Source organism: Hydrocoleum sp. CS-953 (assembly GCF_002260545.1).
Taxonomy (GTDB): Bacteria; Cyanobacteriota; Cyanobacteriia; order Cyanobacteriales; family Microcoleaceae; genus Trichodesmium.
On sequence record NZ_LGSU01001364.1, the window covers coordinates 1 to 11,104 of the forward strand.

The 11,104-nt window shown below is 35.4% G+C and carries 9 protein-coding genes; 6 read left to right on the forward strand and 3 right to left on the reverse strand.

Annotated elements, in window-relative coordinates; genetic code table 11:
* Positions 1-2,590: 2,590 nt before the first annotated feature.
* Both AFK68_RS26205 and AFK68_RS26210 read right to left on the reverse strand, forming a co-directional pair.
* Positions 2,591-2,887, reverse strand: coding sequence for a Mo-dependent nitrogenase C-terminal domain-containing protein (locus tag AFK68_RS26205; protein ID WP_094676406.1), 297 nt, complete (start codon positions 2,885-2,887; stop codon positions 2,591-2,593).
* Positions 2,888-3,029: 142 nt separating this feature from the next.
* Positions 3,030-3,254 (reverse strand): CP12 domain-containing protein, encoded by a 225-nt coding sequence (locus AFK68_RS26210; protein WP_094676408.1) that lies wholly within the window; start codon positions 3,252-3,254, stop codon positions 3,030-3,032.
* 258 nt (positions 3,255-3,512) lie between these two features.
* Between AFK68_RS26210 and AFK68_RS26215 the strand changes: the two genes are divergently transcribed.
* Together AFK68_RS26215 and AFK68_RS26220 are read left to right on the forward strand one after the other, a co-directional pair.
* On the forward strand, positions 3,513-5,444 hold the full coding sequence (locus AFK68_RS26215; RefSeq protein WP_094676410.1) for a carbamoyltransferase: 1,932 nt from the start codon (positions 3,513-3,515) through the stop codon (positions 5,442-5,444).
* Positions 5,445-5,687: 243 nt separating this feature from the next.
* Positions 5,688-5,957, forward strand: coding sequence for a hypothetical protein (locus AFK68_RS26220; RefSeq protein WP_094676412.1), 270 nt, complete (start codon positions 5,688-5,690; stop codon positions 5,955-5,957).
* A 535-nt stretch (positions 5,958-6,492) separates the two neighbouring features.
* On the opposite strand, the gene AFK68_RS26225 is transcribed toward AFK68_RS26220, so the two are convergent.
* Positions 6,493-7,299 (reverse strand): lipase family protein, encoded by an 807-nt coding sequence (locus AFK68_RS26225; protein ID WP_246844471.1) that lies wholly within the window; start codon positions 7,297-7,299, stop codon positions 6,493-6,495.
* Positions 7,300-7,787: 488 nt separating this feature from the next.
* Between AFK68_RS26225 and AFK68_RS42635 the strand changes: the two genes are divergently transcribed.
* The 4 genes from AFK68_RS42635 to AFK68_RS26245 form a co-directional block, all read left to right on the forward strand.
* On the forward strand, positions 7,788-8,091 hold a 304-nt coding region (locus AFK68_RS42635; RefSeq protein WP_143438302.1), incomplete at its 3' end, for an SxtJ family membrane protein.
* A 52-nt stretch (positions 8,092-8,143) separates the two neighbouring features.
* Entirely contained in the window at positions 8,144-8,413 is a 270-nt protein-coding gene (locus AFK68_RS42640) for an SxtJ family membrane protein (protein WP_246844472.1), read from the forward strand.
* Complete coding sequence (locus AFK68_RS37400; protein ID WP_094676416.1) at positions 8,414-8,578, forward strand: DUF5989 family protein; 165 nt, start codon at positions 8,414-8,416, stop codon at positions 8,576-8,578. It begins immediately after the preceding gene.
* A 962-nt stretch (positions 8,579-9,540) separates the two neighbouring features.
* Positions 9,541-10,743, forward strand: coding sequence for an SGNH/GDSL hydrolase family protein (locus AFK68_RS26245; RefSeq protein WP_094676418.1), 1,203 nt, complete (start codon positions 9,541-9,543; stop codon positions 10,741-10,743).
* The last annotated feature ends 361 nt before the right edge of the window (positions 10,744-11,104 follow it).

An 11,104-nucleotide genomic window follows, 5' to 3' on the forward strand; every position in this document is an offset into this window, starting at 1 on the left:
TGATAATTGATAATTGATAATTGATAATTGATAATTGATAATTGATAATTGATAATTACCTCTGGTTAAAACCGCACGGGAATTGAAGATAAGGAAATATTATTTCTTCTCTTGGTCGATTGGATATGGCGTTAACGTTAGCGTTAGCGCAGCTCCTCTGGAAGAGCCACTGCCTCTTCCAGAGCGGGAGACCGTTCCCTCCGGGACGCTTTCCTACGGAATGCTCCTAATTACGCGTTTAGCGTTCCGCACAACGCGCGTTAACGCTTCGCGACATATAAAGCGGAGCTTTGCGTTAGCAAACGCCATCCCATCCTNTCCCATCCTGACGGAATGCTCCGCAAACGACCGCTTTTTTCCCCTATCCAAGGGGAGGCTTTAAACCAGAATTAATAATTAATAATTCGGTAAGTAGTTTAAATGAGGAATAGCTTATCTGACTGATTGCAAGATTTATGAGTAATATCATGTCCAGATAATTAGGTATAATAAAACTTTATCCTCCTTAATACTTTATTTCTCTCTTTTCTTCTCTCCTGAATTCTGTAGGTCCCCAATGCAACGGCTCCCTTTCCCGACTCCTACCTTTTGACTTATAATTATTTAACCGGATATGATATAATATGGGATTTATTCAAAGCAGAAAAATTATCAAAGTCAGTTTAATTAATCTGCTTTTATTAGTAGCTATATTAAGTTTGGTTGAAGGTCTATCTAGCATATTATTACTGTTTAATAAAATTAGTAAAGTTCGACCGATAAGTGAAAGACGCCACACTCAATATGATGAACTATTAGGATGGGTGAATATTCCTAATGTAGATATTCCAAATATGTATGGTGAGGGGATATATTTTCGGACAAATTCTCAATCATTTAGAAATAAGGAAGACTTTACTATTAATATTCCCCCCAATAAATTTAGGATAATTTGTTCTGGGGATTCTTTCACAATGGGATGGGGAGTTAGCAATGATCAAACATGGTGTCAATTATTAACATCTATAAATAACCTTTTGCAAACTATTAATATGGGTCAAGGAGGATATGGTGTTGACCAAGCTTATTTATGGTACAAACGTGATGGTAGTAAGTTTGACCATAATATTCAGATATTTGCTTTTATTACTGATGATTTTGTGCGGATGCAGCGTGCCAAGTCTCTAGGTTATGGGAAACCATTATTATCTTTAGAAAATGGTGAGTTAGTTAATCATAATTTTCCTGTACCTAGAGGTTCTTTTTTAGTTCCAAAAATTACAGAAGGTAGTAAATATATTCNGTACAAACGTGATGGTAGTAAGTTTGACCATAATATTCAGATATTTGCTTTTATTACTGATGATTTTGTGCGGATGCAGCGTGCCAAGTCTCTAGGTTATGGGAAACCATTATTATCTTTAGAAAATGGTGAGTTAGTTAATCATAATTTTCCTGTACCTAGAGGTTCTTTTTTAGTTCCAAAAATTACAGAAGGTAGTAAATATATTCAGGAATTAAGATTTTTAGGTCTATGGCAAATATTGTTTCCGAGAAAGCTGGAAACTGATAATCAATATGTTGCTCAAACTCCTGCTATAGCCATGAAAATATTTGAGGAGTTAGCAGAAATAAATAGAGATAAAAATAGTAGATTAGTCGTGGTTTATTTGCCTATTCGTTCTGACTATTATGGGAATGAATCTGATTCTTGGCGACAATATCTACAGGTAGAGTTAGAGAAACGCAACATAATTTATATCGATCTTATTGCTGAATTTAGAAAGAGAATGTCTAATGNTTGGCGACAATATCTACAGGTAGAGTTAGAGAAACGCAACATAATTTATATCGATCTTATTGCTGAATTTAGAAAGAGAATGTCTAATGAAAAAGTAGAAACAGTATTCTTGGGAGGTGATGGGCATTATTCTGTATTTGGCAATGAATTTTTTGCTAATGTTTTATATGAAAAGTTGTTATCTTTGTCAGAAGTTAGAGTAATTTTACAGCAGTAGAATAATTTTATAGGTTGATTTTTATGCTGAATGCTAAAAGCTGATAGCTAGTTAAGATCAAGGCGAGCGATCGCTAAAATTAAACTTACTTGACTATGCCACTGATAAAATTCTAATAATCCTACTCAAGAGCAAATATAAATATTTGGCACGGGTGATTTAAGTAGTTTATTTACCTATTAGTTCTGACTATTATGGAAATGAATCTGATTTTTGGCGACAATATCTACAGGTAGAGTTAGAGAAACGCAACATAATTTATATCGATCTTATTGCTGAATTTAGAAAGAGAATNTCTGATTTTTGGCGACAATATCTACAGGTAGAGTTAGAGAAACGCAACATAATTTATATCGATCTTATTGCTGAATTTAGAAAGAGAATTTCTAATGAAAAAGTAGAAACAGCATTCTTAGGCGATAATGGGCATTATTCTGTATTTGGCAATGAATTTATTGCTAATATTTTGTATGATCAGTTATTGTCTTTACCAGAAGTTGCAGTAATTTTAGAGCGGTAGAAAACTGCTGTAAATCTCAGACTGGGAAATATTTTTCTCACTATTGTCTGTTGCCGAATATCCAGAATTATATTTAACAGTAAGGAGTAATATCTTCTAAACAAACATCAGCTAAGAAAGTCAAAGCGCGAAAGCGTAAACTAATTATTTCATAGTAAAAAGGATTCAATTTACACATAGGTGGAATTTTTAAAACTGTACGCCCGAAAAATTTAATATCTCTGGCGAAAGGGCATTGAGCCGGAATAAATTGACATAACTTTCTGGCAAATTCCGCATTATTAATATCTACATTATTAATAAAGTTGCGACCAGGTTGTAACAAGATGTCAATAATATTGTTGGGATAATTATTTGTAGTAACTTGCATTTTTTTTCTCCAATTTTTAGAAAATTAATTGCAATGATAATCGTTGCTCAAAATGGATAAAGTAGATTGAAAATTGCGGATATTAAACTTTTTAATTTCTAACTCTTTGCTTGTGCTTACTGAATTATTGTGTAATTAATTATTATGGATAAATATTGCACTCAACAGCATCAGGGTTTTCCCTACAGTAATCATCAAACATAGAAGTTATTTGCTGTTTATGGTGATTGACTGCACTACTCATAAACTCTTCAAATATTTGCCAAGCAATTGGAGATTTAGCCTCCTCAATATCTTCTAAATTAGTAACCGAATGAGCATGGGGAAATATTACCGTAACTTGCTTTTTTGAACTTCTAGTAGACATCTATTTAACTGTTATTTAATCTTGCTTTACTTCATATTTTTAATATACAGATAATTAAAGCGGATGACAATACTAATTTTATATAAAAATTATTTATCATTCATAGGCAGAGCTTATCTGCTTTGGCCCAGGAAATAGTTTTCAATGTTGGACTAAATTAGACTATGCTTGTATGAACTATAATCTGAGGATATTTAGCTAAAGTTTTCGCCAATTGCAGCTAAACAGTCTATCAGTGAGGAGAAAAAATTTATAGATATGAACATCCTGGGAATCTCAGCTTATTACCACGACAGTGCCGCCGCCCTCGTATGTGATGGAAAAATTATTGCCGCCGCCCAAGAAGAAAGATTTTCTCGTAAAAAACATGATGCCAGATTTCCGAAAAATGCTATTTCCTATTGTTTGAAGGAAGCGAATATCGAATTACTTGACCTAGACCAAATAGTTTTCTACGACAAACCTTTAGTTAAATTCGAGCGACTCCTGGAAACTTACCTTAGTTATGCTCCTAAAGGTTTTCGCTCTTTTCTGATGGCAATGCCAATTTGGTTAAAAGAAAAATTATATCTGAAAACCGTTTTAAGAAAAGAATTATCTACATTAGGTAATTGTAAAGCATCCCATCTTCCCCAACTGATGTTTACTGAACATCATCAGTCTCATGCAGCTTCGGCATTTTTTCCCAGTCCGTTTGATCGCGCTGCGGTAATGTGTCTGGATGGAGTCGGTGAATGGGCGACTACTTCGGTTTGGTTGGGAGAAGGAAATCAACTCACTCCTCAGTGGGAAATAGATTTTCCTCACTCATTGGGTTTGCTCTATTCAGCTTTTACTTATTACACTGGCTTTAAAGTTAACTCTGGGGAATACAAACTTATGGGTTTAGCTCCCTACGGAGAACCTAATTATGTGGATTTGATTTTAAATAATCTGATAGATTTAAAAGCTGATGGTACTTTCCGGTTGAATATGGAATATTTCAATTACACAACCGGGTTGACTATGACTAATCAGAAATTTGACAAATTGTTTGGCGGACCTCCTCGCAAAGCTGAAACTAAAATTAGTCAACGGGAAATGGATATTGCTGCTTCTATTCAGAGGGTGACTGAGGAAGTAGTGTTGCGTCTGAGTCGAACCGTCCAAAAAGAATTGAATGCTGACTACCTTTGTTTGGCAGGGGGAGTTGCTCTCAATTGTGTGGCGAATGGTAAGATTTTACGGGAAGGAATTTTTAAAGATATTTGGATTCAACCTGCTGCGGGAGATGCTGGTGGTGCGTTGGGTGCTGCTTTAGCTATTTGGTATGAATATCACGATCAACCACGGGTAATAGAAAAGGTTGTTGAGAATGTTCCAGAAATGGAATTAATTTCTGTCGAATCTGGAAATACTGCTGTTTCTGTGGCAAAACCTCCTGTTTGTCGCGCTCCGAATGACATGATGCAAGGCGCTTATCTCGGACCTAAATTTGCAGATGAGGAAATTCGGGAATATCTGGATGCTATTCAAGCAAAATATGAATATTTGCCAGATACAGAATTAATGCCACGGTTAGCAGAAATTTTGGATAATGGTAACGTTGTCGGATGGTTTCAAGGTCGGATGGAATTCGGACCCCGCGCTTTGGGGGGGCGGTCTATTATTGGCGACCCCCGGAATCAAAAAATGCAGTCGGTGATGAATTTGAAGATTAAGTATCGGGAGTCTTTTCGACCTTTTGCGCCTTCGGTTATGGCGGAACGGGTTTCAGATTATTTTGATATCGAACATTCTAGTCCTTATATGTTGTTGGTAGCTCCGGTGCAGGAGAATTTGTTGATTCCGATGACAGAGGAGCAAAAGCAGTTGTTTGGAATTGAAAAGTTGAATGTGCCGCGATCGGAAATTCCGGCAATTACTCATGTGGATTATTCGGCAAGAATTCAAACTATTCATCAGGAAACTAACCCTCGGTATTATGATTTGATTCGGCATTTTGAGAAGTTGACGGGATGTGGGGTTATTGTGAATACTTCCTTTAATGTGCGGGGTGAACCTATTGTTTGTACACCCGAAGATGCTTATCGGTGTTTTATGCGGACTGAGATGGATTATTTGGTAGTCGAGAATTTTTTGATGAGTAAGAGTCAGCAGATTCCTTGGCAAAAGGATGATTCTTGGAAACAGGAATTTGAATTGGATTAGGGCATTGCATATTTACAAGATGAATTATAGTTTTACAGACAGAGGAAGTAAAGGATAAGATTTACTTTTTATCAGGAGTTACGAAGGGGAACCCAGAAACCCGGTTTCTTTGCGTAAGTCCTGTTTCTGAAAAAAATCCCCTTTGTTCGGCAACACTGGATTACAATTCGGTTATTACCCATTTCAGTTATCAGCAGGGTGCATTACATTATAAGCTAACAAAACCTATTTTTCAGGAGAATAATGTCTGCAAGCAATGAGTGGGAAGAATGGCACTTGACACCAGATGGCTGGATAGAGGGCACTCTCAAGACAGACTTCTCTCGCAAAGAAGTTGAAATACCAACAAATCGTGTTGCTACATACCGATATCAAGAATATTTAGCAAGCACATTTAGCAAAATGGATCGGGATTGGTTGAAAACATCGGGCGACGACGAAGAGACAATCACTAGCCTGATTGAACTTCATGGAAAATACCCCACAAAATTTATTGAAGATCAAATGAGGTGAAGATTTATATTCCTGTCTTCTAAAGGTTGAATTTCTCAGTTTACAGCGCTTTTCAGTATAGACTATGTTCACACATCAATGAAATCCATTAGTGTCGGTCCAGTAGGGTGCGTTAATGAAATGTAACGCACCATCTTTATTTTAATTTTTATCTGTTAAACTAATCCTTATATCCTATCTTGATATACTCAATATTACTACTTGTACACTACTACAACAAAATCAATAATTTCATTTACTATTATTCTTAGGTGACTTTGATAATTCTTGTCACCTTATTTATTAAACGCTAACTATTGTCCAATAGTTGAGGAAAAAATCATAGGTACTAAACAAGCATCTTTCGGCGATATTGAAGTCAAGCGTTTGTCCGCTGATTTGCCTTTATCTAGTCTAACAATTTAAGGGCGAATGCCATTCGCCCCTACATTTGACCTTTCAACAAATTGACAGATTGACAATTTTGCGGTATTCAAAAAGGAAGATTGTAACAGGTAAGCGATCGCTCTCCTTCCCCAAAAACTTTTTAATTCTTTTACATCAGATTCCAATTATTCACTGCTGACAAATATTTGTCCATAGAATGATCGTTTACACCATCAATACCTAGCTTGAATAGGTCGTTAGCTGCACCATCAACAGAGTCAAGAAAGTGGAACCAGAAACCAGGCTCAAGATGGAGTTCCATTTCTTCTGAAATATAAATGTAGGTACCTACATGACTATATCCCATTAGACGAGTTGGAACACGAGTAACTAAATCATTATTATTATGAAAGCGGAAGAACCTTGATTTTGCTTCTATATTGAATAAACGTGCAGTTGCATTCTCTAAAGCACGGGGTTGTCCAAAAGTATAAACAGACATAAACGGTAAACCCATGTAGATTAGCTTTGCAGCAGCAACTGTAGCCATCGCTCCCCCAAGACTATGACCAGTTAAAAATAGAGGACGTTTTTTCTTCTGTCTTAATTCCTGGTATTTGCTAAACAATGGCCCCCAACTATCTTCAACAGAATTAAAAAAACCACGATGAAACTTACCAAATAGTTTCTTAATTAGAAAAGCATTGAAGTTGTCGAACCAGTCATTTAGTTCATTGGTTCCACGGAAAGCCAGACAAAAATAGTCTTCATGTTCAACTAACATAGCCTGGGCACTATTTTTAGAGTCTCCAGTTACAGAAATGAACTTTTCATCTTCAGCTTTTAAATCTGCAATTATTTTTTCTTCATCTGGTGTATCATCTGGACGATTATAATAAACAAGTCTAGCCATTCTTGCCATCCAGTAAGCGTTATTTGCACTTAAAGAGGTTTTATAAGGTTCAATTGTTTTCAAGACTTTCTCCTGTCATTTAAGTTATTAGTTATTAGTATAGCAATCTGCGCTGCCATATTTACACATTATTTTTTGTACACCATTGTTGACTATGTTAAAATGAAAAAATTTGAAAAAAACTATGTTTAAGTAGATTTGGGTCATACTTCAGCTTCTGTTTTTACCAAAAAATCAGGTCAAAAGCCTCCCTTTTTAAGGGGATGAAAATAATATTTAACTCAGTATTTCAAGCCTCCGGCTTTAGTCGGAGGTTAACTGATAACTGTTAGCGCAGCTCCTCCGCAGGAGGCTAACTGATAACTGAAATGACCCCTTTTATTCTCAGAAGGTGAAATTGCAAAAATCATTATATTACTTGTTTAGGAGTACCCAAATGGGTTCTATCAGCCCTCAGCTCTTCTCCTCACAGGAGATAGATTTATCTTGACTTTTAACAGCTTTTCTGCTAGGACTTAAACGTTAATCAAATCTTAATTACTGATAAATTAATGAGCGATCGCGAGATACCAAAAATTGATAAGAAGGGTCTCAGGGAGTTTGGTCTAATAGTAGGCGGTGTTTTTGGGGGTTTATTTGGTCTATTATTACCGTTACTCCACAGACATTGGCCTCCACCTGCATGGCCTTGGGTAATTGCTACTCCTCTATTGGTATTGGCAGTTGTTTCACCTCCGACTTTGGAACCTGTTTATAAGTTTTGGATGCGGGTGGGAATTTTCCTAAGTAAGATTATGACTCCTCTGTGGATGGGGTTAGTATTTTATCTTGTAGTTATGCCAATGGGTGTAATTANTTATTACCGTTACTCCACAGACATTGGCCTCCACCTGCATGGCCTTGGGTAATTGCTACTCCTCTATTGGTATTGGCAGTTGTTTCACCTCCGACTTTGGAACCTGTTTATAAGTTTTGGATGCGGGTGGGAATTTTCCTAAGTAAGATTATGACTCCTCTGTGGATGGGGTTAGTATTTTATCTTGTAGTTATGCCAATGGGTGTAATTATGCGAATGTTTAAAAAAGACCCTATGGAGCGACAATTGAATGTTGAAGCGTCAACTTATCGGGTAATGAGTCAATTAAAAACTAGAGAAAGTATGGAGCGACCTTTTTAAATGTTTGAAGGAATATTAGACTTTCTCAAAGACATTTGGGGTTTTATGAGAGAGCGGAAAAAATATTGGTTATTGCCCTTGATTATTACTTTGGTATTGTTAGGAGCTTTGATTATTGCTAGTCAGTCTTCTGTAATTGCTCCGTTTATTTATACTTTGTTTTAATCTGATTATCTTGGTACAAGGAAGGAAAAGGTTTTTTTTGAATACTGCATTTCTCTTCCTTGACTTCTAGTTAGTCTAGGCAGAAATAAAAAGTTAAAAGTATTAATTTATCAGGCTTTTATGATTTTGTTGATGATGGGTTATTGACACAATACTGAAGTAGCAGTTTAGAAGTTTTCTGGTAAAGATTAATTTTTCATTATTGATGTATTACCTATTAGTCAATACCTCATTCAACAATTAATAATTAACAATTATAGCAGTTTTTATTAATATAGAGTACAGAGATTTTAGTTTAAAGAAAGAAGGAAGAAGGAAGAAGGCAGAAGGAAGAAGTTTTGTAGTCAACATGAGTGAAAACCGCTATAATAATTAATAATTACCTATTCTTATAAAGAATAGGATTTTGCTGAAGGATTTTTTTTCTCTTGAAATAGAAGGCTTTATACCTTAATTTTTGGTAAAAAATATCTTAGAAAGTGAATAAAAAAACAAAGAAAAGAAGCCTGAATTAGGAAAACATTGGCTTGAGGTGGTAGGTGAAATTAATAATTATTAGCATTGGTATATCAAGATTAAAATTTTAGGTATTGGGAGTGTTTTGCTCCGTTTGCATCAGCATCTTGCTCCATTTCCATGAGAATTTTTCTCCCTTTGTGAGCGAGACACTGATACAATTTATTTATGAATTTCCACTTAGAGCTAATTTATAAAAATGATAATAAAGAAAGCCTGGTTTTCTTATTGCCAGGTGGTAGTCGATAAGTTTGGTTTATTTGTCTACATTAAATATTAATTGTATGTTCTTAATAAACCATATTTCTCAGAGCTGAAACTTTACTTAGGTACTATTAAAACACCAAAGAAAATTTTTAAAGTTGGGTTTATCTGTAGGATAAGCTTCCCTAACATTTCTCAACCCAACCTACATGATTAAATGAAAAAAAATTCTCACTGAAAGAATGATAAAGCTAAAAGGTTTGGCAGTAAATCTAGGTATGATTTTTGCCAGTTTATTTGTGGGGGTAGCGATGGCTGAAGTAGGAGTAAGAGTTGCTGGTTTGGAGGGATTAAAAAAAATGCCTGAAAGTACCCATGCAGATTTTTATCCTACATTTCATACTATTCCTCATCCGGTTAGAGGGTGGTCTTACCAAGGAAATGTTTCTGGTTGGTGGGCAGGTGAAGGGAAGGCTTATTTAGAGTTTAATAGTCATGGTCTCAGAGGACCGGAAATTACTAAAGCTAAACCAGAAAATACTTTGCGAATTGCTGTTCTTGGAGATTCTTTTACTTCAGCAGTACAAGTTTCTTACGAGCAAACTTTTGTGGCAGTAATGCAGAAAGAATTGGGAAAATGTACTAATTTAGAAAGTCCAAAAGTAGAGGTAATTAATTTTGGAGTAGATGGTTATGGAACTGCCCAACAATTATTAACTCTCCGGGAAAAAGTTTGGGATTTTCAGCCGGATATTTTGCTTTTAGCTTTTTTTATTGGCAATGATGTTACGGATAATTCTCGACAGTTAGAAAATAATCATTACCGACCTTTTTTTGTCTATCAAAATGGGAAGTTGGAATTAGATTTATCCTTTAGGCAGCTAACTATTAGTCAAGCAAACCGCTATATGATTACTACAGTCGATAAATTACCAACTTGGCTAGTAAATAATGTCAGAATTTTGCAAATTATCAAAAAAGTAGAGGCAGACCAAAAGAAGAGAAATGCTGCCAGACACTTTGAAAAATTACAAGCAAATAATTTTAGAGAGCCTCCTAATTTTGCTTGGCAAGAAGCTTGGAAAATAACAGATGAACTAATTGGAATTATGGCAAAAGAAGTACAGGAAAAAGGAGCAGAATTTAAAGTCGCTACGGTGATGACTCCCATGCAAGTTCATCCAGAAAAACAATGGCGAGAAGGATATATGAAAATTATGAATATTCAAGACTGGTTATATCCCACAAAAAGACTTAAAAATTTAGGAGAAATTTATAATTTTTCTGTAATTGATTTAGTTGAACCTTTTGATAACTATGTTCGGGAAAATCCAGTTTGTTTCCATGGGTTTAAAAATACGGCAATGTGTACAGGACATTGGAATGCTACAGGACATAAATTAGCAGGAGAAATTATTGCTGAAAAGTTGTGTGAAGGTTTATAGGGGAGTAAGGGAGAAAGTTAGCATTTTGGATAGACAAGGGAATAAAAATCAAGTGACAATTCTTCTAAGCAGGAAATTGAGTTGAATAAAAAGTCATGCGGATATGCGAGTGACACCATTAAAATTTTAGAATATCACAAAAATTGTGAGGATGCAACCGAGAATCCTTTGACGCGCCGATTTTTTTTTAGGTAGCTCTCAGAGAATGAAAATGTTTGTAGTTTTCTACTTAGGAGGAATTTATGGAAAGATTTAATGATGGAAAAAATATGATTCTAATCTTAAAAGTAAGGGAGTCTTATCAGTTATCAGTTATCAGTTATCAGTTATCAGTTATCAGTTATTAGTTATTAGTTATTAG

What these genes read in the sequence shown, in the direction of transcription:
- AFK68_RS26205 (WP_094676406.1), bottom strand. Translation starts at nt 2,887, where the DNA reads ATGCAAGTTACTACAAATAATTATCCCAACAATATTATTGACATCTTG.
- AFK68_RS26210 (WP_094676408.1), bottom strand. Translation starts at nt 3,254, where the DNA reads ATGTCTACTAGAAGTTCAAAAAAGCAAGTTACGGTAATATTTCCCCAT.
- AFK68_RS26215 (WP_094676410.1), top strand. Translation starts at nt 3,513, where the DNA reads ATGAACATCCTGGGAATCTCAGCTTATTACCACGACAGTGCCGCCGCC.
- AFK68_RS26220 (WP_094676412.1), top strand. Translation starts at nt 5,688, where the DNA reads ATGTCTGCAAGCAATGAGTGGGAAGAATGGCACTTGACACCAGATGGC.
- AFK68_RS37400 (WP_094676416.1), top strand. Translation starts at nt 8,414, where the DNA reads ATGTTTGAAGGAATATTAGACTTTCTCAAAGACATTTGGGGTTTTATG.
- AFK68_RS26245 (WP_094676418.1), top strand. Translation starts at nt 9,541, where the DNA reads ATGATAAAGCTAAAAGGTTTGGCAGTAAATCTAGGTATGATTTTTGCC.